This window comes from Ruegeria sp. O6 (genome assembly GCF_056535045.1).
On the sequence record NZ_JBQERM010000004.1, the window covers coordinates 208,888 to 230,734 of the forward strand.

The window sequence follows — 21,847 nt, forward strand, 5'->3', positions numbered from 1 at the left end:
GCGGTCAGAGTATCACACTTTTTAGTTGTGCGACAAACAAATGACGCGTCAAACTGCTTGTTTTCTTTGCAATCTCTCGGGCAGGCCATTGGCCCAGGCGCTGATCGTACCGGCCCCGAGGCAGACGACCATGTCGCCCGGACGGGCCTGTTCGCGCACGAGGCGTTCGAGATCGTCTTCATTCAGCAGCGCGCGGGCGTGGCGGTGGCCGTGACGGATCAGGCCCTGCACCAGATCGTCGCGCGAAGCACCTTCGATCGGGTCTTCGCCAGCGGCAAAAACCTCGGCAATCGCCACAACATCGGCGTCGTTGAAGCAGGTGCAGAAATCATCAAACAGGTTGGACAGTCGGGAATAGCGGTGCGGCTGATGCACGGCGATCACGCGGCCTTCGGTCGCCTGACGGGCAGCCTTGAGAACGGCGGCGATTTCGACCGGGTGGTGGCCGTAATCGTCGATGATGGTGACACCGTCGATTTCTCCGACCTTTGTAAAGCGACGGTTGACGCCGCCGAAATTGGCCAGCGCATCGCGGATTTCCGCAGCTTTCATGCCCAGATGGCGGGCGACAGCCACAGCGGACAGCGCGTTTGAGACGTTGTGATCGCCGGGCATTGGCAGGGTGCAGCCTTCGATCATCTTGTCTTCGTATTGCAGGTGGATGTCGAAATGCGCCACGCCGCCCTTATAGGTCAGGTTCACAGCCCGCACATCCGCCTGCGCGTTGAACCCATAGGTGCGCACGCGGCGGTCGGTGATGCGGCCGACAAGGGCCTGAACCTCGGCATGATCGGTGCAGCAGACGGCCAGACCGTAGAACGGCAGGTTCGAGACGAATTCGTAAAAGCCGTCGCGCAGCCTGTCGAAATCACCCCAATGTTCCATATGCTCGGGGTCGATATTGGTGACAATGGCAATGGTTGCGGGCAGGCGGTTGAACGAGCCATCGCTCTCGTCGGCTTCGACCACCATCCATTCGCCCTGCCCCATCCGCGCGTTCGATCCATAGGCGTGGATGATGCCACCATTGATCACGGTCGGATCGAAATCGCCGGCCACCATCAGTTCGGCCATCATGGTCGTCGTGGTGGTCTTGCCGTGTGTTCCGGCAATGGCAATGTTCGAGCGCAGACGCATGAGTTCGGCCAGCATGTCGGCGCGGCGGACAACCGGCAGACCTTGGGCGCGGGCTTGGTCAAGCTCCGGGTTGCCCGGTTTGATCGCGGTCGAGACAACCACAACGGCCGCGTTTTCAAGGTTTTCGGCGCGCTGGCCGACGAAAATCTCGGCCCCCAAACTGGCCAGCCGGTCGGTGATCTTCGAGGCCTTCAGGTCCGAGCCCTGCACCTGATACCCCAGATTGAGCAGCACCTCGGCGATACCCGACATGCCAATCCCGCCGATGCCCACGAAGTGGATCGGCCCTACGTCCTGCGGCAGTTTGGTTGCTGGGTTCATGTGGTCTCCTTCTGCGCCAGCTGCTCGACCAGAGCGACCAGACGCTGGGTGGCATCGGGCGCCCCGACCGACAGAGCGCCATGGGCCATTTTCTGTGCGGCTTCGGGGTTCGTAAGAACCGTGGTGATTTGCTGTGTCAGCGTGGGAACGTCAAGCGCATTTTCCGGGATCATGATGGCCCCGCCGGCCTGCACCAGCCCGCGCGCGTTGGCGGTCTGATGATCCCCGGCGGCAGCAGCAAACGGGATCAGGATCGAAGGACGACCGATGACCGAGATATCGGCCACGCTGGACGCGCCCGAGCGCGAGATCACCAGCTGCGCATCCGACATGCGGCGGGGAATGTCATCGAAGAAGGGCTGAACGTCGGCGCGGATACCATGGTCTTGGTAAAATGCGCTGACCCGTTCGCCATCTTCATCCCGCGCCTGATGCGAGACACGGATATGCGCGCGGAGGTCTTCGGGCAGCGCGGCAATCGCTCCGGGCACCATATCGCTGAGGATGCGCGCACCCTGCGAGCCGCCCATCACCAGAACCGACATCGGGTAATCACCCGGCGGGATATACCCGGCGGCGGCGCGGTCCAGAACCGCGGCACGCACCGGGTTGCCGGTGTGGATGCCATGCGCGCCTTCGGGCAGATCCGTCGGCCAGACGCCGCAGGCCACCTGCGCAACGCGGGTTGCAAACAGCTGGTTCACGCGGCCCAGTACCCCGTTCTGTTCATGGATCATCCGCGGTATTTTCAGCAGGGTCGCGGCGCCCAGCGCCGGGATCGACGGATAACCGCCAAAGCCCACGACAACATCGGGTTTGTCGCGCATCATCTGGAAGATCATGCTGGTGACACCACCAGCGATAATCGGGCCAACCATTGCCTTTGCCGCCAGACCGCCACGGGCGAAGGTGGCCGAGGACGCCTCGACAATCTCGGTCGAATGGGGAAAGCCACCGGTATAGCGCGCACCGCGCGGGTCGGTGGACAGGCGCACACGCCAGCCCTTGTGCAGCATCGCCTCGGCCAGCGCCTGAGCGGGGAACATATGGCCCCCGGTGCCGCCAGCCGCAATCAACAGGTAAGGGTTCCCCATTATCCTCGTCCGCGCAGAATATCGCCTAGTTCGCCCTGTGGGCGGTTTCGGGTGAAGGCCAGCAGCATGCCAACGGCAATACCGCCAGCAATCAGGGACGAGCCACCATAGCTGACGAACGGCAAAGTCATGCCCTTGGCGGGCAGCAGACGCACCGCAACACCCATGTTGATCATCGCCTGAACGCCGAACATGCAGGCCAGACCGGTACCGGCCAGACGAATGAACATGTCGCGTTCGCGCATCAGCCGCAGCAGCGAGCGCACGACGATCAGCGCATAAAGCGCAATGATGATCATGACGAGGATCAGGCCGTATTCCTCGGCCGCGACGGCGATGATGAAGTCGGTATGGGCATCGGGCAGCGACCATTTCACCTGCCCCTCCCCTACGCCGACGCCGAACAACCCGCCTTCGCGGATGGCGTTGGTTGCATAGCCAAGCTGGGTGGTCGGATCGACCTCTTGATTCAGAAAGCCGTCGATGCGGCGGGCAAAGTGTTCGGAATTCGAATAGGCCAACATCCCGCCCAGAACGACAACACCGGCCATGCCCAGCAACAGCAGCATCGGGGCCCCGGCCACGAAATACATGACGCCCCAGCCGAACAGGATCAGGCAGGCCTGACCGAAATCGGGTTGCATCACCAACATGGCCACGATGGCCATGCAGAGCGCAAAGGACCACAACCGCCCCGGAGGGCCATTGATTTCCTGTGAGGCGGCCAGCAGCCAAGCGGCCACGACGACAAAGCCGGGTTTCAGAAACTCGGACGGTTGCAGCGAGGCAAAGCCCAGCGAGTACCAGCGCACTGCGCCCTTGCCGAAATCCGTACCGAACACCGGCAAGAAGACCAGAGCGACGAAGGCCCCCAGAAAACCAAGAACGGCCAGACGCCGCACCAAGGTTGGAGACATCATCGAGGTCAGCAGCATCGCGATCAGCGCCAATCCGCCGAACAAGGCCTGACGCTCGACATAATGGAAGGGATCGAACCCGTTGCGACCGGCCAGTGGCGGTGAAGAGGCCAGCCCCAGCAACAACCCGATGGTAAACAGGATCAGAACGCAGGACATCGTCCAGCGATCGATAGTACGCCACCATTTCGGTAGAATCGGTTCTCCGCGCTGGTCCTGGACCGCGCCATACACCATCTCAGTCATGAGATACCGCCACTCTCTGCCTCGTTAACGCCCCGTTTTCGGGGTCTGGCTACGAGTCTACATGCAATTTGGCGATCAGGCCAGCCTGTTCGCGGGCAAATCGGGATTTCCCGCGCAAGACCCGCGCCGCAGACCCAGACCGCCTGTCAACCGTGTTGCGACGGCCATCGGGCGGGAGGCGGCGGGCTGTCAGACTTTGGTCAGCAGCAGCGGCACATCCAGCAGCCCCGCCACACCGAACAGTTCGGCCCTGGGGGGAGGCGTGTAACCGTTGATCGCATCAGCTTGCAGGGTTCCTGCGGCCGAGGACCAATACCAGTGGGCATTATTGAAACGCGTTGCAGATGTTTCGAGGTTCTTGAAGATGGCTTTGATCTGCACCCCATTGAGAACATTGGGCGACTTTCGTTGCATCATCGCGATTGCCCCGGCAACAAGGGCCGAAGCCCCCGAAGTGCCGCCGAATTCGGTATACAGACCAGCAGGATCGTCCACGGCCTTTTTTCGGGTTTCGACAGCCGCGGCAAGGCTGCCTTCGACATAACCCCGGGGGCCCGGCACGTCCAACGTCACCAACCGTTGAGGTGCGAAATCGACAATCGGGATCGCGTCACCACTGCCATCGCGTTTGAGGTGATGTTTGGGAAGAGCGGCCCGATCCTCCAGATGGAAGTCAGTCGCCGAGGCCGCGTCACGGTCCAGACGTATTTGATAGCGGTTGTATATCTCACCGTCATCTGAGGGGGCGGACACGGTCAGATCAGCAGAATAGTTCGAATACCCGGACCGGTAGCCATTATAGTTGACGGCCCCCACGGAAATGATCCCGTTGGCTGGATCACCGGACAGGCTGGCGGGGTAAATCAATTCACTTCGACCGTCATTGCCAGCCGCGCAGACCACCGGAATTTTCGTGCTGACCCATTCGACGACCTTGTGGAGCGTCGACCACGCCACTGAAATATCGCGCGCGTCACCGTCGGGTTCATCGCGCATCGTCTCGTGCAGGCGCGTCTTTTCGTGCCTGTCCAGACCCGGATAGAACGGTTCGGTAACAGTGGCAGGACGGTCATCATACCCGGGCCAATGGTCCGGGTTCGCTATGTCGCGCGGAAACAGGATGACATGAACATCCTTTTCATGAGCATAAAGAAACGCCGCAATCAACTCTTCCGGGCTGGGTGAGATCGACGTCGTGATCGGAATAATCCTGCTTTTGGGATCAACCCCGTAATACGCCGCGATATTGCCGGTATTGCCGAATTGGTCCGCCGCAAAGCTGGTTCCGCAAGCCAGCCCGGCACAGCTGGTGCCGTGCCCGGCATAGCGATCATCATAAGCATCGATGTAACGCTTAACACCAAACCCCGATCTCAGCCCGGCAATCACCCGCTGTTCCTGCGATGTCAGGCCCGGAATGCCCAAGGGGTTCTGAATGCCCGACAGATGTTGCACATGTTCTTCGATATGTTCTGCCCCTGCCCCAACGGCCGACCGGTCGATGTATTTGACACCGAACGGGTGGCTGGCCAGATCAAGGGCTTCGTCCCGAATGACCCTGTCCGCCGGAACCGGTCCGGTGTCCGGCGCTTTCAGGTTTGGGTGATGCGGGGCCACGCCCATGTCGATCAGGGCGATCTTCGCCTCGGCCAGAGCAGGGCCTGTGAAATCCCAGATCGCGCTGTCGATTTCCGGGCAGGTCTCTCCGTCAGCGGGCGGGGGCGCCTTGACGGTCAAGGCTTTGATCGCGACCAGATGCCAGAGATAGTAATATCGTGCGTAGTCTTCGTTTCCTGCGGTCATTTCGTCACCTCGCGTTGATCCTTAACCCAGCCATTCGTCTTGTGCTTCGTCCATCAGTTCGTCCAGAACCTCGGTCAGGTAAGCCACGGTTTTTCTGGCCAGACTTCGTCCGGCGGCTGTGTCGCTTGGGTAGTGCAGACCAGCCCATTCGCGGTTTTCAGCAATCCGCTGGGCGCGGTGGAACAAAGCGACAGTGCCCGGATGTTCAGGGATCAGCCGCGAGAACAGTTCGGCAATCGCGAAGGATTGGTAGGAGTGGTTCGAGGGGTAAGCCGCATGAAAAGGCACCGGGATAAAGGGCCGGATCAGCGGCTGGATGATATTGGGTCTGGGTCGGCTGAAGCGGTTCTTGTAGGTCAGGCCGATTTCATTCGTCAGTTCCAGCAGGATCGTCATCAGCGCACGTGTCGCATCAAAGCCACCCTGCTCGTCAATGCCCAGCGGGCTGAGATAGTCATCAATACCAAAGCCAGCCTGCGCCACGATTTCTTCGCGCCGTGTCGCCTGATTTGACCACTTTAGCCGCCCTTGCAGGATCAGCAGGTATTCGGTTTCCTTCATGCTTTCGTCAGGGCCCGGTGGCGGCAGAAGATCGATGTTTTCCCAGATTTTGCCCAGCAGTCCGGATGCGGGCAGCATACCGATCCGGCACAGATCGCGCATCTCGCGCCAGCCGAAGGAAGCATCGCTGCCGCCGACGTCAAAATCGCTGCGGTTCCGGTTACGATTGCGATTTCTGTTTCGGTTTCGGTTTCTGTTCCGATTGCGGTTTCTGTTGCGGTTTCGGTTCAGTGCGAATGCCGAAGATGCGCTCATCGTGACAGACGCCGCGCCGAGGGCAGAGCGTTTCCCGATCTCTTCGTCTTTCGCACCTTTTACACGGCTGTCAGACCTGAAGGGGTCGATGAATTCTTCGTTCTGCATGAACTCGGTAAGCTCGCGCAGTTTTTCAATATCCAGCAACTCGGGATCCAGATCATGAATGGCATTGAGGTAATCGATGAAGCTTTCCCTCTGCGCGTCGTAAATGAAATTGTCCAACGCCTTTCGATTGTCCCCCGGTGAGGCACCGAGACCACCGGTTCCGGCAAGGTTCATCAATTTCACCACCTTGCAAGAAATCAGCTCTCCACGTCGGGCCATCATGCCAAAATCATTGAGCGTGGACACGTAAGACATAAGTAAACCCCCTACTTTTTCCCCTACTTCAAGCGTGTTGCGGCAATCCGATCCGGGACAGGCCGCTTTCCATCAGTTGCGCGCTGAACCGTGTTGGCACCGGGAACCGGTCCTGCTGGATGCAGGCCAGCGACATGTCCGGTTCCAGATTGGTCAGCCGCTGCAAGGCGAACTCGCCTCGCTGCCGGTCACCTGCGTGCCCGTAAGCCGCAGCCAGATAGCGCATGACGGTTTTGAACTGCGGCTGAACCTCCATCACGGATTCGCCGAACCTGATGGATTTCTCGAACTCGCCATTGACCAGCGCGGCGACACATCCTGCCCCGTCAAACAGGTGCCGGTACGGGCTGTGCCGTCCGATAAGCCGTGCCTTCTGCGCGGCTTCCACCGCCAGCGCGGGGCGATCCGTGTAGCAATAGAGCATGGCTGCTGAATCCCAACTCATCGCCCGATAAGGGCTGAGCTCGAGCGCGCGGTCGACAAGATCCTGCGCCACCGAAAACTCTCGGAACACGTAGGAATGCACGTGGGCGACAAGGCCCAGAACAGTGCCGTTGTCCGGGTCAGCCGCGACCGCGCGGCGGGCCAGATCTCGCGCCTGCGCTTCAAGTGTAGCATCCCAGGTTCCGTACCGTTCGCCGACCTTGAAGGTCGTGACATAGGCCAGCCACGCAAGGTAGACCGGCTTGGGATCAAGCTCGTAAGCCGCCAGAATATCCGCCTCGAGCTGGTCCAGCCCCGGCCCGGTCATGGTCAGCAGGTGATGCACGGCGGCAACGGCGGTTTTCGCCGCGTGATGGGAGGCCGGATCGCGCATGTGACGCCCGTTCAGCAAAGCCGTCAGCAAAGCGTCGGTGGCATAGCTGATGAACGATGTCAGTCCCGAGCAGTTTTGCCCCAGAAAGTCACCCTGATCCGCCACCACATTCTGGCTCCAGATCACTTTTCTGTCTTCCGACCGCATTGCGGTGGCGGACACTTGTAACATGCTGCCACAGGTCGAAGCGCGACACTGAAGGAAAAGATCAGGTCCAGCCGACAGTGGTTCCTTTGGAAGCGCGACTTGCGGCACCCGGTAATCCTGAACCTCGAGCGCTTCGGTTTCGGTAAGGGATTTGGACAGCTGTTCCGCGACGATGTTGGACACGAATGTCGCGGTTTCGGAACTGCCACCGACATCCGGAGACAACAGACCTATCACGAAATTCGGGCGCGGTACGGAGAACGACATCTGCTCGGACCGGAAGGCTGTTGGATTGGTGGGAACGGGAACCGGCTGTGCTTTTCCGTCCTTCTCATAGGGGACGTCGATGGTTGCGCGGGCCACTTTGAACAGTTCGAGCGTGGCACCGATATTCTTGAGATTGGGCCGCCCGATCGAGTTGAACAGGAAATCCTGTCGTCCGCGCAGCGCATTGCGCACAACACTTGAGACCAGAACCTCGCCGGATGAGCCGACGCTTTCGATCCGGGCTGCCGTATTCACGGCGTCACCGATGATCTGTTGGTCAACCTCGAACGTGTCGCCAAGATGTATCCCAATTCGATACCCCTTGGCGTACCGGTCGGGGGCATGGGTCAGGACATCCTGCATCCCCAGCGCAGTTTCGACGGCGGCACGCGCACTTGGAAAGACGGCGCACAGCCCGTCACCGGTCAGGCCGGTCACCCGGCCCCGAAAGCTGTTAACCAGATCGCTGACGCAGTTCAGATCGCGGCGGATTCTGGCCAGCGTTTCCAGCTCGTCCTCGCGGACGGCGGCAGAGTAATCACATGCATCAAGGAACAGGATCGCCCTGAGCCGCGCCTTGGGAAGGTCGCCTGGATTGTTCAAATTCAGATTAATACCCATGATCGTGTCTCGGAACTCTTTAACTTGTTGAAATGTGCCACCCCGAAAACAGGCAGGCTGGCACGCATCAAAGGCGTGTTGCGATTGCAAATGCAGCCGACGGGTGTGAATGGCGCTGCATTGCGCGGGACGGGCCACGGGCCTGAATGGAAATCACGAGGCATTAATCGGCCCGCTGATGAGATTTGGTTTCTAAAATGCGTTTAGTTCAAAATAATAAGGGTTATTGTATTGTTTTAGTGAACTTCCGTCGACATATTTTTATTTTTGCACATATTTTTCGGTGCAATTTGGCCAAATTACCCGGCATCTGTGGCGCTTTGTGCTTGGCGGGAAAGACGGGCTGACGCGGCAAGACTTCCCGTTAGGAGTGCGCGAGGGCTGATCCCGGTCAAGCACTTGGTATTGAACCGGCCCGATACTTTCGAACCAAGCGGGTGGCCCGACACAGTTGCGGCTAACTGGTTCCGAAAATCGATTCTCCAAAAAGTATCCGAAAGTTGTAATGCCTTCACCGTTTCTGCCAGACATGCCTGCCACCACCCTGTTCGGTGGCCCCACTTGTGGTGGGATCAAGTGCCTTGCACAACCTGAACGGTGCCGCAATTTGACCGGACTAGGGAGTGGTTTTCTGCGATCTGCACCCTTCCAATCCCGCCCCGAGACGCGCGCGCAAAATCCTGACAACCAGCCCAAACCGGCCCCCGTGCAAGGGTGTCACCGCCCGCAGGCCCCGATTTTCCGGGAATCATTCACCTGACAACTAAATCTTTTGCCTCAGGCACGATGCGCCGGGTTTCACCCTTGTCATCGCCGAAAATCCACGCCAAGGGCGGTGCATGAGGTTCGATACGATCATATTGGGTGCCGGAGCAGCAGGCATGATGTGCGCGGCCCGTTGCGGTGGGCGGGTGCTGGTGATCGACCACGCCAAGGCGCCGGGCGAGAAAATCCGCATCTCGGGCGGAGGGCGGTGCAATTTTACCAACATGTATGCGGGGCCGGGCAACTTCCTGTCGCAAAACCCGCATTTCTGCAAATCCGCGCTGGCCCGGTTTACGCAGTGGGATTTTGTCGACCTGGTGAACCGGCACGGCATCAAATGGCATGAGAAAACGCTGGGGCAGTTGTTCTGCGGCGGCTCCTCGAAGCAGATCATCCAGATGTTGCTGGACGAGATGAGCCGCGCCGGCGCCGAGCTTTGGGTGCAGACCGCGCTGCGTGATCTGCGCAAGGATGGCACCGGATTCGCGCTGGAGGTCGAGCGTGAGGGGCAGCGCCTGCATCTGACCTGCGCCAATCTGGTACTGGCCACGGGGGGCAAATCCATCCCCAAGATGGGCGCGACCGGGCTGGCCTATGACATTGCCCGGCAGTTTGGCCTGCGGGTGACCGACACCCGCGCGGCGCTGGTGCCGTTCACCTTTTCGGATGGCCGGTTCAAGGACCTGTCCGGTGTTTCCCTGCCCGTGCGGCTGTCGAATGACCGCACAAGTTTTGACGAAGCGCTGCTGTTCACGCATCGCGGCCTCAGCGGGCCGTCCGTTTTACAGCTGTCCTCCTATTGGCGCGAAGGCGAGGAGATCGGCGTGAACCTGATCCCCGAACTGCCCCTGTTCGATCTGCTGCGCGCGCAACGGCAAAATGCAGGGCGCAAGGCGCTGACAACGGAACTGGCGCGGCATCTGCCGTCCCGGCTGGTCGAGTATTTAAGCCAAATCATCCCGATGTCCGGCAATCTGGCCGATCAGTCGGACGCGAAACTGTCTGATCTGGTCGCGGCCCTGTCTGACTGGCGGCTGGGACCATCGGGAACCGAAGGGTATCGCACCGCCGAGGTGACGTTGGGCGGAATAGATACCGATGATCTGTCATCGAAAACGATGGAGGCCAAGGATGTCCCTGGCCTCTATGCGATTGGTGAAGCGGTGGATGTCACCGGGTGGCTTGGCGGCTACAACTTTCAATGGGCATGGTCATCGGGCCATGCCGCAGGTGTCGCCATTGCCGCCAAGAATTAACCTACACTTCCGTTTTGCGCGGCATTAGCCGACGACGTTATACCCGCGACCGCGCATGCAGTTGCGCACGATCACTTCCTGGTTCTGGGTGTTGCTGATCGCGCTGGCACCCACACCGACCAGAGCACCAGCGGCCGCCGCACGGCCCAGATCGCTGGCGCTGTTGTCGATAATCGCTGTGGTCGCCGCCGCACCAGCCGCGCCGATGGCGGCAGCGCCCGCGGTGTTGCTGTCCAGCGTCGGGCGAGACCGGGCCAGCGCCTGACAATTGGCCAGATCGGACTGGTAGTTCGGACCCACAGGCCCGTCGATGATAGGAACATAATTCGCCCCGCTATTGGCACAGGCCCCGGCCAGCGCAACGACGGGAAGGATGGAGAGAATTTTGCGTGCAGACATTTCCGCTTCCTCTTTATTGAACTTAAGGTGACGCAACCTCAATTCCAACAAAGTGTCAATCTGACTGAAAAATGTCCACATCTACCGGCAGGCTGTTGCAGGTGCGGTGTTAGCCCAGCCGTTTTTGCACCTGCGCTGTGAAATCGTCGCCACGCTGTTCGAAATTGTCATATTGATCGAAACTTGCTGCTGCCGGGGCCAGCAGAACGGTCTCGCCCGCCTGTGCATCCGCCATGGCCTGCGCCACTGCCGCCTCCATCGTGGTACAAACCTGTGCGTCGGACGTCAGTTGCATCGCAAAGCCCGCCGCCTCACGACCGATAACATAGGCTTTGATCACCTGATCCGCTGCTGCGTTCAGGGCTGCGACACCGCCTTCCTTTTCAAGGCCGCCACAGATCCATCGGATCTTTTTGAACGCCATAAGCGCTTTCAGGGCGCTGTCGACATTGGTCGCCTTGGAGTCGTTGACATAGGTAACCCCGTCGGCCTCGGCGATGATCTGGCTGCGGTGGGGCAGGCCCGGGAACGAGTGCAGCGCGTCTTCGATCACGCGTGGCGCAAGGCCCAGCGACCGGCAGGCCGCATAAGCCGCGCAGGCGTTCTGGTGGTTATGGGCACCGGGAAGGCCCTTGATCGCGCGCAGGTCGATGGACCCGGCCTGCCGCCCCTTGCGGTATTCCGACAAAAACCCCTTGCGCGCAAAGACCTGCCATCCCGGCCCCGTCAGCTTTCGCGTTACCGAGATACGGATCACCCGATCATCCGCCGGCCCTTCGGCCAGCTGGCCAGCCAGAAAGGCGCCTTCGGTTTCATCGATGCCAACGATCGCGCGGTCCGGGCCGCCTTCGGCAAACAACCTTCGTTTGGCCGCGAAGTATCCGCCCATGCCACCGTGGCGATCCAGGTGATCTGGCGAAAGGTTGGTGAACACCGCCACATCCGGGGTCAGCGCACGGGCCAGTTCCGTCTGATAGCTGGAAAGTTCCAGCACCACGACCGAGCCATCGCCACCCGGATCGATATCCAAAACACCGCGCCCTATATTTCCGGCCAACTGCGCCTCGCGCCCGGCCTCGGTCAGGATGTGATGGATCAGCGCCGCGGTGGTGGATTTCCCGTTCGAGCCGGTGACCGCGATGACCCGTGGCGGAGTGTCATAGTTGCTCCATTCCGGCCCCGCAAAAGAGCGGAAGAACAGGCCGATATCATTGTCGACCGGCACGCCTGCATCCAAAGCTGCGGCAACCACGGGGTTGGGTTCGGGATAAAGATGCGGAATGCCCGGTGAAACGATGAGCGTGGCAATGGTGTCAAACGCCCCCTGTTTGCGCAGGTCGGCACAGGAGAACCCTTCGCCCTCGGCGTTGGCGCGGGCTGTGGGGTTGTCATCCCAGCAGACCGGTTCCGCCCCGCCTGCGCGCAAGGCGCGTGCGGTTGCAAGACCGGACCGGCCCAATCCCAGAACCGCAACTTTCTGCCCTGAAAAGCCTTTGACCGGGATCATTTCATGTGTCCTTTGCCTAGCTGCGCTTCAAGCCAGTCTGCCCGCTCGACCACGGGCCGTTTCGGGACAAGGACTGTCTGGAAACCAAGTTTCGGTAAGCGGTCGCACAAAGCTTCATATTCCGCAAGAGCGTCAGACAGATCATGCTGTCGCTCGCTGTCCTGAACATAGATTTCAGGCCATGGTGGAAACAGGAACACCCGGCAATCATAGTCAAGCCGCAGAATCTTATCACGCAGTGCATTTTCAAGATTTGTGCCCGTGCGCTCGAACCAGATCAGAGCATCCAGCGCCGACCTGTCAAACAGAACCAGACCAGCTGGAGCATGGGCCATGTCGTCAAAAGCCGTGCCGATCACCTTTCTGCAAAACGCCTCGGGGTCATTCCACGGTAACGCGTTCCCACCGCTATCCTGCTCGGCCCTGACCACACGTCGACCAGGTTCAGGAACCGTTGCGTAGCCACGTTTCGCCATTTCCTGCAGCAGGGTTGACTTACCTCCGCTGGAACATCCTGACAAAACAATTCGGCGGTTGGTCACCGCACCTTCAGCGTTGCAAGACCGATCATCGCCAGGATCAGCGAGATGATCCAGAAGCGGATGACGATGGTCGGCTCGGCCCAGCCTTTTTTCTCATAATGGTGATGGATCGGGGCCATCAGGAAGACCCGTTTGCCGGTGCGTTTGAAGTAGAGGACCTGAATGATCACGCTCAGCGCCTCGACCACGAACAGCCCGCCGACGACGGCCAGAACCAGCTCGTGCTTGGTGGCAACGGCAATGGCGCCCAGCGCGCCGCCCAGCGCCAGCGATCCGGTGTCGCCCATGAAGACCGCCGCCGGGGGGGCGTTGTACCAAAGGAACCCCAGACCCGCACCAAAGAGCGCTGAGGTAAAGATAAAGATCTCACCGGTGCCCGGCACGTAATGCACGTCGAGATATTCGGTAAAGTCGACGCGGCCCACCGCATAGGCAATCACGCCCAGCGTCGAGGCGGCGATCATCGCTGGCATGATGGCCAGCCCGTCCAGACCGTCGGTCAGGTTTACTGCGTTGGCAGCCCCTACGATCACGACAATCGCAAACGGAATATAGAAGATGCCCAGATTGACCAGCGTGTCCTTGAACACCGGCACGGCCAGCTGGTTCTGCAACGCTTCGGGGTGGTGCAACGTCGCCCAAAGCGAAGCCAGCACGGCAATAATCACGCCCAATGCGAGGCGCATCCGCCCCGGTACGCCCTTGGTGTTCTGTTTCGACACCTTGGCATAGTCATCCGCGAATCCGATGGCCGCATAAGACAGGGTCACGAAAAGCACCATCCAGACATAAGGGTTATCCAGACGCGCCCAGACAAGGGTCGAGGTCACAAGAGCCCCGACAATCAGCAAACCGCCCATTGTTGGCGTGCCTGCCTTGGAAAAATGCCCCTCGGGGCCATCATTGCGGATCGGCTGGCCCTTGCCCTGCTTTCTGCGCAGTACGTTGATCAGCGGTTTTCCGAAGATGAACCCAAAGATCAGTGCCGTCATGAAGGCACCGCCTGCGCGGAAGGTGATATACCGGAAGAGGTTCCAGAAATCCCCGCCATCCGACAGGGCGGTCAACCAGTACAGCATGACAATACCTTTCTCACACGAGGCGCATGGGCGTGATCACCCATCAAGCGCGCCCCCTTGCCCCATTTTGCGCAGACCGTCAACAATCGAGGCCAATCCCATGCTGAGAGAGCCCTTGGCCAGCACAGTATCGCCGTCCCTGACCAGCGAAGGCAACCGTTCGGCCATCTCGGTGCTGGTTTCAGACCAGAGGCCGCGTTTCGCCGGAGGCAGCGCGTGGTGCAGTGCCCGCATCAACGGGCCGATACAATGCACCTGATCGACATGCGCCATCGCATTGGCATCGGCCATGGCGGCGTGCATCGCCTCTTCCTGCGTGCCGAGCTCTTTCATATCGCCCAGAAAGGCGATGCGGCGTTTGCCTTGTGAGGCGGCGAGCACGTCCAGCGCGGCCTCCATCGAGGTCGGGTTGGCGTTATAGCTGTCATCCAGCAGTTCGATCTGCCCGCCGCCGGGCAGAAGAATGCTTTCCCGTACACCGCGCCCCTTGACCGGGGACCATGCACGCAGCCCCGCGATAGCGTCATCCAGATCGACACCCAGTTCCACGCAGGCAGCCAAGGCCCCCAGCGCGTTCATGGCGAAATGCGTACCGGCAGAGTTCACCGCAAAGCGGAGTACCTGATCACCAACGGCAGCTTCGGCAGTCACGGTGTTCGCCCCCTGCTGAACGTCGGTCAGCCGGTAATCCGTTGCGCCTTGGCCGAAATCCACGATCCCGGCCCCCTGCCCAAGCGCCGTTTGGCGCAGGATGTCCGCGTGCTCGATATCCGCGTTGACGATTGCCGCGCCTCCGGGTTCGAGCCCTTCAAAGATCGCTGCTTTTTCATGGGCGATGCCAGCGACTGACTCGAAGGCTTCCAGATGCACCGCCGCCACGGTTGTAACCAGCGCCACATGCGGGCGGGCCTGTCGGGCCAGCGGGGCAATCTCGCCCGGATGGTTCATGCCAATCTCGATCACCGCGAATTCAGTGTCGCGCGGCATCCGTGCAAGGGTCAGCGGAACGCCCCAGTGGTTGTTGTAACTGGCCACGCTGGCATGGGTTTTGCCTTGCGTTTCAAGGATCACGGCCAGCATTTCCTTGGTCGACGTCTTACCGACACTGCCGGTCACCCCTACCACACGTGCATTCGTTCTGGCGCGTGCTGCCTGCCCCAAAGCCTCGAGCGCCGCCTGCACATCATCAACGATCAGCAGTGGTGCGTCTGGCGATACGTTGTCGGGAATATGCGAGACCAAAGCCGCGCCCGCGCCTTTCTCAAGCGCTTGGGCCACGAACTCATGCCCGTCCCGCGCCGCTTTCAGCGCAACAAACAGATCACCGGGTTGAAGGGTGCGCGTGTCGATGGAGACACCATCAGCGGTCCAGTCCGTTGTGACCCGTCCACCCGTTGCCTGAGCAGCCTCGGATGCTGTCCAGAGCGTCATGCGACCCTCCCGTCCAGCGCGGCGACGGAAATGCTGGCCTGTTCGGCATCATCGAAGGGCAGCACCTGATCGCCGACGACCTGCCCGGTTTCGTGGCCCTTGCCCGCAATCAGCAGTGCGTCGCCGGGTTGCAGGGCATCGATGCCGCGCAGAATGGCTTCGGCGCGGTCGCCGACCTCGGTCACGCTGACGTCGCCCGCTGCCTCGAGCGCACCTGCCATGACAGCGGCGCGTATGGCGGCGGGGTCTTCGCTGCGTGGGTTGTCGTCGGTGACGAAAACCATATCTGCGTGGTTGGCAGCTGCCTTTCCCATCAGCGGGCGTTTCGTGGCATCGCGGTCGCCGCCCGCGCCGACAATGGCGATCAAACGACCCATCACATGCGGACGCAGCGCCTTGAGAGCGGTGGCCACGGCGTCGGGGGTGTGCGCGTAATCCACAAAAACCGTCGCGCCGTTTTCGCGGGTTGCGGCCAGCTGCATACGCCCGCGCACGGTGGTCAGATGCGGCAGCGTTTCAAAAACCCGTTCGGGGCTGTCGCCCGCGGCAATCACCAGCCCGCAAGCCAGCAGGATGTTTTCGGCCTGGAACCCTCCGATCAGGTTCAGGCGTGTCTGGAAGGTCCGGCCCTGCCACGCAAATCGCAGATCCTGCCCGGTGGCATCGAACCGCTGGTTGATCAGGCACAGATCGGCGTCGCCCAACCCGACGGTCAGCACCGATTGACCGCGCGCCTGGGCGATCCGGCGGACCCGAGACCCCTTGGGATCGCTCAGATTGATGACCGCGGTGCCATCCTGCGGCAGAACCCGGTCGAACAACCCAGCCTTGGCTGCGAAATACGCTTCAAAAGTCTCGTGGTAATCCAGATGGTCCTGCGTGAAGTTCGAAAACCCGGCAGCGGTCAGGTGCACGCCATCCAGGCGGCGCTGTTCGAGGCCGTGGGACGAGGCCTCCATCGCGGCGTGGGTCACACCGTTTTCGGCGGCTTCCGCCAGACAGCGATGCAGGGTGATTGGCTCGGGCGTGGTATGGGCCAGCGGTGCGGTCCATGCCCCTTCGACACCGGTTGTCCCAAGGTTGACGGCGGCATGGCCCAGTTCGGTCCAGATCTGGCGCACAAAGGTGGCAACTGAGGTTTTTCCGTTGGTTCCCGTGACCGCGACAATCGTCTGCGGCATCGCACCGAACCATAGGGCGGCGGCCCCGGCCAGTGCCTGACGCGGGTCTTCGACAACCACCAGCGCCGCGTCCGACGCCGCAAGATCAGCTGCTGCGATTTTCGCCCCTTCGGCATCTGTCAGGATGGCGGCGGCCCCCATGCGCAGGGCGTATTGAATGAACGTGCCGCCATGAACCCGCGTGCCGGGAAGGGCTGCAAACAGGAAACCGTCTTTCACCTCGCGGCTGTCAACGGCCAGACCGGTGATCTCGGGGTTAACCCCGCCTCGCGCGGTCAGGGCCAGCTGGCTGAGTTTCTTTGTCCTTGTGCCCATGACCCACCTCTTGCCGGACAGCCTAGTTTGAGGTCAGCGTTATAGCAGCGCCCGCCTCAGGCTCAAGCCGGGGACGCAAGCCCAGCAGAGGTGCCACGCGACCGATAAGTTCGGCAGCTACTGGCACCGCGGTCCAGCCTGCGGTGCGGCGTTTTTCGCCGTATGCCACGATTGAGGGTTCATCCAGCGTGACGATCAGCACATATTTCGGATCGTAGGCCGGGAAGATCGTTGCGAAAGTGGCGATGACCTTGTCTTCGTAATACCCGCCGCGTGGCTTGGGCTTGTCTGCCGTGCCGGTCTTGCCAGCCACGTCATACCCTTTCACCTCGCCAAAGCTGGCGGTGCCATCCGTCACCACCTTGCGCAGCATTTTCTGCGCCTGACGCGCGGTTCCCTGCGACATCACGCGGGGGCCATATTGTGGACCGTTCTGGCGCAGGATGGTCGGGCTGACATAGTGCCCACCATTGGCGATCGCCGCATATCCCGCTGCAAGGTGCATCGGGCTGGTTGACAGGCCGTGGCCGTAGGAAATGGTCACAGTGCTCAGCTCGCCCCATTTCTTTGGCTTCAGCGGCACACCGCCCGTGGCCTCGACAATCTCGAACGGGGTCGGGTCGAACATGCCAAGCGCATTCAGAAAATCCTGCTGCCGCTGCGCGCCGATCTGCAACGCCAGACGCCCGGTGCCACGGTTCGAACTGTGGACGATCACATCCGCCACGCTGATCTTGCCGTAATTCTTGCCGTTGAACTCTCCGATCGGGAAGCGCCCGATCTTCATCGGGCCGGATGTATCGATGATGGTGTTCGAGTTTACCAGCCCAAGTTCAACCGCCTGCGCGGCGGTGAAAATCTTGAAGACCGATCCCAGCTCGTACACACCCTGCACATAGCGGTTGAACAGCGGGCTGTCCGAGGGATCAAACCCCGAGGTCGGCGGGCGCGGACGATCATTGGGATCGAATGAGGGCAGCGAGGCGGCGGATAAAACCTCGCCCGTATGCGCATTCATCAGAACCGCGGATGCGCCCTTGGCGTTCATGATCTTCATACCGCCATAGAGCACCTGTTCGACCGCGGCCTGAATGGTCAGGTCCAGCGACAGTTGCAGCGGCTTGTTGCCATTGGCCGGGTCGCGCAGATAGTCGTCAAACTGCTTTTCCACCCCGGCCACACCGATCACCTCGGCGGCGCTGACGCCCTCGCGGCCAAAACCGGAGCCGCCCAGGATGTGCGCGGCCAACTTGCCGTTGGGATAGAGGCGCATCTCGCGCGGGCCAAACAGGATGCCGGGATCACCGATGTCGTGCACGGCCTGTTTCTGTTCGGGCGAAATGCGTTTCTTGATCCACAGGAACTTGCGCTTGCCAGTGAAATCCTTGACCAGACGCTCTTTATCCAGATCGGGGAAGATCGCGACCAGCTGATCTGCTGCCGCAATCGGATCGATCATCAGTGGCGGCTGCGCGTAGACGGAATAGGTATCCAGATTGGTGGCCAGAATGCGCCCTTCGCGGTCGACGATATTGGCGCGCTGCATAGCAATCGCGGCCCCCGGCGCATTGGCCAGTGGCTCCTGCACCTCGGACGTTGCCAACATGCCCATGCGGACGCCAACCACCGAGAATGCGCAGAAGAAGAACAGCCCCAGCACCAGCAGACGCCCTTCGGCGCGGGCGCGGGCGCGGTCTTTCATGTCTTCGTGGCGCTTGCGGATGTTTTCACGTTCGATCGCCTTTGGGTTTTCGCCACGGGCGCGGGCGTCAAGGATACGGGCCAGTGGACGAAGGGGCGTGCGTGTCATGGGATCTGCACCTCGCCCAATGCCTGAATGTCGGTGATGGCCTGCAATTCAATCGGGTCAACGATGGGCAGGTCCGGGTCTTCGGCAAAGGCAATCTGATCGGCGCGCCCGAACTGTTCGGCCCGCAGAGGCAGCAGACCAAGGCGTTCAAAATTCAGGTCCGCCAGCTCTCGCAGCCGGTCGGGGCGGTTCAAATAAGCCCATTCGGCGTTCAGGACCGCCAGCCGCACCTGCGCCATGCCGATCTCGCGTTGCAGGGATTGCGTTTCCTTCACCACCTGTTGGGTGCGATAATTCTCCTGATAGGCCCAAAGCGCCAATCCGAACACGGACAGAGCAGTCAACACATACAAAACACTCTTCATCTTGCCCTTCCCCCAAGTTGAGGCATTCCAATGGCGCGGGCCTCAATTTCCCCCGCCGGAGCATCGGTGCGGATCACGACACGCAGCTTGGCCGAGCGCGCGCGCGGGTTTTCCTGCAATTCCTGTTCGTCGGGTCCTACGGCCTTGCGGGTCTTCAGCGTGAATTGCGGCTGGTCCTGTTCCATCTCGGGCGCATAGCGGTTCGCACGCCCTGTTTTGCCCGCGCGCGACTGAAAGAACCGTTTGACCATCCGGTCTTCGATGGAATGGAAGGTGACAACGGCCAGCTGCCCACCGGGTTTCAGCGTACGTTCGGCGGCCATAAGGCCCTGAAACAGCTCTTCATATTCGGCATTCACCGCGATCCGCAGACCCTGAAAACTGCGCGTTGCGGGATGCGATTGCCCCGGTTTCGGGCGCGGCAGACAGGATTCGACAATCTCGGCCAGACGCAGGGTGGTTGTGATCGGCGCCTCGGTTCGCGCCCGGACAATCGCCTTGGCAATCCGGCGGCTGGCGCGTTCTTCGCCATAGTGGAACAGGATATCGGCCAGTTGCGCCTCGGTCGCTGTGTTTACCAGATCGGCGGCGCTTTCGCCTTGCTGGCTCATCCGCATATCCAGCGGACCGTCCTTCATGAAGGAAAACCCGCGCTCGGCCTGATCCAGCTGCATCGAGGACACGCCAAGATCCAGCACAACGCCATCCAGATCCTGCGCGTATTCGTCCATGCGCGAGAATACGCCGGGCTGCATCACCAGCCGGTCGCCGTAATCCTGCGCCCAATCTGCCGCCATTTCAAAGGCCAGCGGGTCACGGTCTACACCGATTACCTTGTCTGCCCCGGCCTCCAACAGCCCGCGCGTATAGCCGCCCGCGCCAAACGTGCCGTCCAGCCAGATGCCCGTGACCGGCGCAACCGCAGCCAGCAAGGGGCGCAGCAGAACGGGGATATGTGGTTTTTCAGATGAGGACGCAGCGCCGGCCATGCCGTTACGCATCCCCGGTGCCGTCTAGGAACTGCATCGGATCAAAATCGTCCGGCAGATCATCCATCCATTCTTCGGTCTTGGCCAGTTCCTCGACCTCGTAGGTCTCGGGCTTCCAGATCTGAAAGGTGTCGCCTGCGGCGATAAAGAACGCCTCGCCTTCCAGACCGATCTTGCTGCGCAGCTTGGCGGGCAGCACAAGGCGCCCGGTTTCGTCCACGTTGGTCGGGAAGGACTGACCATGGAACATGCGCTGCAACATCCGCCGCTGCATCGAGCCGCGCGGCAGGGCATCGATCTTGGCGTCAACCTCGTCAATCGCCTGCATGGTATAACATTCAAGGAACTTGCGGCGGTGGTCACCATAGACAATCACCAGTTCGGGGTTGTCACCGGGCTGCCAGTTGGGATCGGACGATTCAAGCACACGGCGAAACGAGGCCGGGATCGACACCCTGCCCTTCGTATCCACCTTATGGTGGCTTTCACCTCTAAACCTGCGCGCCAAGACGACTGTCCCTTTCGCTTGCGCCCCACCTTGAATTCACGTTCCCCCCGGATGAAAAACGGCGGGTTGATCTGCTGCCACTGATCAACCCGCCGCATTGACCCGCTTTGCGGGATGTCCAGCTGCGCGCGCCACCTGGGGGGATGTCTGCTCGCCCGCGCGCCGGATCTCTTGGTTGATGAAAGCGAGATGCCTGTATGAAACCTGAATATTTTTGGTCGGGGTCGTTTGGTGCCCCTGCTGCCTCGTCCTCATCGGATGTATTAGGGATGACATGGGATTTCATGGAAATCAATAGGAATTTTGCGCAGCGTGTCATGCGGAACACGGCCAGAGCGGAATATAATTGAAGGACTCGAGGCCCGTGACACCAGTTTTAGCGGATGATGAAAAAGCAACCCCTATATATAGGAGAATTTTTCAGCTTAAATTTTTCCCGCAATTTCCCAAGAATTTTGCCGGATTTTCTTTTGGACTGGAAATATTGGCCTCAAATGCACAATCAGCCCTTCGAATCGTTCAGAATTTCGGGTCGTTTTCCAGCAATCTCCCCCACGCGACCACATCGCCCCATGATTTCCCACGCGCGATTCACCCAAGCCTTGTCAACATCGGAACGGACATGTTTTGCCCAATTTTCCGCAGAGTGCGCTCAATTCAAAGGCAGGCCATCGGGAAGGGCCAGATGCCGCCGACAAAGCTAACCTAGGGTCGACCCCATATTTTCAAGGCGCATCGCGGCAAGAAGAAAAAACTGAGCCAATCTATGCATTTGCTGCATAGCAGCATTGATGTCGTGACCTATTGTGCAATTGCAGCATTTGCCTATCTTCAATCTCAAGCAAGGGCCGGACGATACCGGCAAGACAAAAAGATACGGATGATGAGCATGGCAGTCGCAAGCACGCATACAGCAGTAAAGAACGCACCGGCGTTCGGTTTTGGCGCAGTTCTGGAAAACGCAAAGACCCGGTTCGTACGCTATCGTCTGTACCGCCAGACCGTCAATGAATTGTCCGCTCTGTCGAACCGCGAGCTGGCCGATCTTGGCCTGCACCGCTCGATGATCCGCCGCGTTGCCATGCAGGCGGCAAACGAACAAACCGCGCGATAAGCGCAACACGCATACTGAGATCAGGCCCTTCCTCCTC

General features: G+C 60.4%; 18 protein-coding genes. 2 read left to right on the forward strand and 16 right to left on the reverse strand.

Translation table 11 applies throughout. The annotated features are described in order from the left end of the window. Window positions 1-48 precede the first annotated feature (48 nt). From murC to ACR0DY_RS07835, 6 genes are all read right to left on the reverse strand, one after another. Window positions 49-1,458: a UDP-N-acetylmuramate--L-alanine ligase gene (murC, locus tag ACR0DY_RS07810; RefSeq protein WP_480898062.1), complete on the reverse strand. Its 1,410-nt coding sequence runs from the start codon at window positions 1,456-1,458 to the stop codon at window positions 49-51. Continuing rightward, window positions 1,455-2,552: a UDP-N-acetylglucosamine--N-acetylmuramyl-(pentapeptide) pyrophosphoryl-undecaprenol N-acetylglucosamine transferase gene (locus ACR0DY_RS07815; RefSeq protein WP_480545751.1), complete on the reverse strand. Its 1,098-nt coding sequence runs from the start codon at window positions 2,550-2,552 to the stop codon at window positions 1,455-1,457. Before ACR0DY_RS07815 ends, murC begins: the two co-directional genes overlap by 4 nt. Next, window positions 2,552-3,715: a putative lipid II flippase FtsW gene (ftsW, locus tag ACR0DY_RS07820; protein WP_209504524.1), complete on the reverse strand. Its 1,164-nt coding sequence runs from the start codon at window positions 3,713-3,715 to the stop codon at window positions 2,552-2,554. The genes ACR0DY_RS07815 and ftsW overlap by 1 nt, the downstream gene beginning before the upstream one ends. 189 nt (window positions 3,716-3,904) lie before the next feature. Further along, complete coding sequence (locus ACR0DY_RS07825) at window positions 3,905-5,518, reverse strand: S8 family serine peptidase (protein ID WP_480545752.1); 1,614 nt, start codon at window positions 5,516-5,518, stop codon at window positions 3,905-3,907. 21 nt (window positions 5,519-5,539) lie between these two features. Continuing rightward, window positions 5,540-6,697: a phosphatase PAP2 family protein gene (locus tag ACR0DY_RS07830; RefSeq protein ID WP_480545753.1), complete on the reverse strand. Its 1,158-nt coding sequence runs from the start codon at window positions 6,695-6,697 to the stop codon at window positions 5,540-5,542. A 28-nt stretch (window positions 6,698-6,725) separates the two neighbouring features. Continuing rightward, complete coding sequence (locus ACR0DY_RS07835; protein ID WP_480537419.1) at window positions 6,726-8,549, reverse strand: adenylate/guanylate cyclase domain-containing protein; 1,824 nt, start codon at window positions 8,547-8,549, stop codon at window positions 6,726-6,728. Window positions 8,550-9,388: 839 nt separating this feature from the next. On the opposite strand from ACR0DY_RS07835, the gene ACR0DY_RS07840 reads away from it, so the two are divergent. Then, window positions 9,389-10,570, forward strand: coding sequence for a BaiN/RdsA family NAD(P)/FAD-dependent oxidoreductase (locus ACR0DY_RS07840; protein WP_480481869.1), 1,182 nt, complete (start codon window positions 9,389-9,391; stop codon window positions 10,568-10,570). Window positions 10,571-10,594: 24 nt separating this feature from the next. On the opposite strand, the gene ACR0DY_RS07845 is transcribed toward ACR0DY_RS07840, so the two are convergent. From ACR0DY_RS07845 to mraZ, 10 genes are all read right to left on the reverse strand, one after another. After that, complete coding sequence (locus ACR0DY_RS07845; RefSeq protein ID WP_480475937.1) at window positions 10,595-10,969, reverse strand: glycine zipper family protein; 375 nt, start codon at window positions 10,967-10,969, stop codon at window positions 10,595-10,597. 109 nt (window positions 10,970-11,078) lie between these two features. Further along, window positions 11,079-12,476, reverse strand: coding sequence for a UDP-N-acetylmuramoyl-L-alanine--D-glutamate ligase (gene murD, locus ACR0DY_RS07850; protein ID WP_480481871.1), 1,398 nt, complete (start codon window positions 12,474-12,476; stop codon window positions 11,079-11,081). Further along, the gene (locus tag ACR0DY_RS07855; protein ID WP_480481873.1) at window positions 12,473-13,018 is read right to left on the reverse strand and encodes an AAA family ATPase; all 546 of its coding nucleotides are present in this window, start codon (window positions 13,016-13,018) and stop codon (window positions 12,473-12,475) included. The genes murD and ACR0DY_RS07855 overlap by 4 nt, the downstream gene beginning before the upstream one ends. After that, window positions 13,015-14,097, reverse strand: coding sequence for a phospho-N-acetylmuramoyl-pentapeptide-transferase (gene mraY / locus ACR0DY_RS07860; protein WP_267363338.1), 1,083 nt, complete (start codon window positions 14,095-14,097; stop codon window positions 13,015-13,017). Before mraY ends, ACR0DY_RS07855 begins: the two co-directional genes overlap by 4 nt. A gap of 36 nt (window positions 14,098-14,133) precedes the next feature. Continuing rightward, on the reverse strand, window positions 14,134-15,528 hold the full coding sequence (locus ACR0DY_RS07865; RefSeq protein WP_480537416.1) for a UDP-N-acetylmuramoyl-tripeptide--D-alanyl-D-alanine ligase: 1,395 nt from the start codon (window positions 15,526-15,528) through the stop codon (window positions 14,134-14,136). Continuing rightward, window positions 15,525-17,024, reverse strand: a complete 1,500-nt coding sequence (locus tag ACR0DY_RS07870) for a UDP-N-acetylmuramoyl-L-alanyl-D-glutamate--2,6-diaminopimelate ligase (protein ID WP_480481877.1) — start codon at window positions 17,022-17,024, stop codon at window positions 15,525-15,527. Before ACR0DY_RS07870 ends, ACR0DY_RS07865 begins: the two co-directional genes overlap by 4 nt. Window positions 17,025-17,046: 22 nt before the next feature. Beyond that, window positions 17,047-18,834: a peptidoglycan D,D-transpeptidase FtsI family protein gene (locus ACR0DY_RS07875; RefSeq protein WP_480486299.1), complete on the reverse strand. Its 1,788-nt coding sequence runs from the start codon at window positions 18,832-18,834 to the stop codon at window positions 17,047-17,049. Beyond that, on the reverse strand, window positions 18,831-19,199 hold the full coding sequence (gene ftsL, locus ACR0DY_RS07880) for a cell division protein FtsL (RefSeq protein ID WP_209504535.1): 369 nt from the start codon (window positions 19,197-19,199) through the stop codon (window positions 18,831-18,833). The genes ACR0DY_RS07875 and ftsL overlap by 4 nt, the downstream gene beginning before the upstream one ends. Beyond that, the gene (gene rsmH / locus ACR0DY_RS07885) at window positions 19,196-20,188 is read right to left on the reverse strand and encodes a 16S rRNA (cytosine(1402)-N(4))-methyltransferase RsmH (protein ID WP_480486300.1); all 993 of its coding nucleotides are present in this window, start codon (window positions 20,186-20,188) and stop codon (window positions 19,196-19,198) included. The genes ftsL and rsmH overlap by 4 nt, the downstream gene beginning before the upstream one ends. A 4-nt stretch (window positions 20,189-20,192) precedes the next feature. Continuing rightward, entirely contained in the window at window positions 20,193-20,696 is a 504-nt protein-coding gene (gene mraZ, locus ACR0DY_RS07890) for a division/cell wall cluster transcriptional repressor MraZ (protein WP_209504537.1), read from the reverse strand. 889 nt (window positions 20,697-21,585) lie between these two features. On the opposite strand from mraZ, the gene ACR0DY_RS07895 reads away from it, so the two are divergent. After that, window positions 21,586-21,810, forward strand: a complete 225-nt coding sequence (locus ACR0DY_RS07895; protein WP_480481881.1) for a DUF1127 domain-containing protein — start codon at window positions 21,586-21,588, stop codon at window positions 21,808-21,810. Window positions 21,811-21,847: the final 37 nt, after the last annotated feature.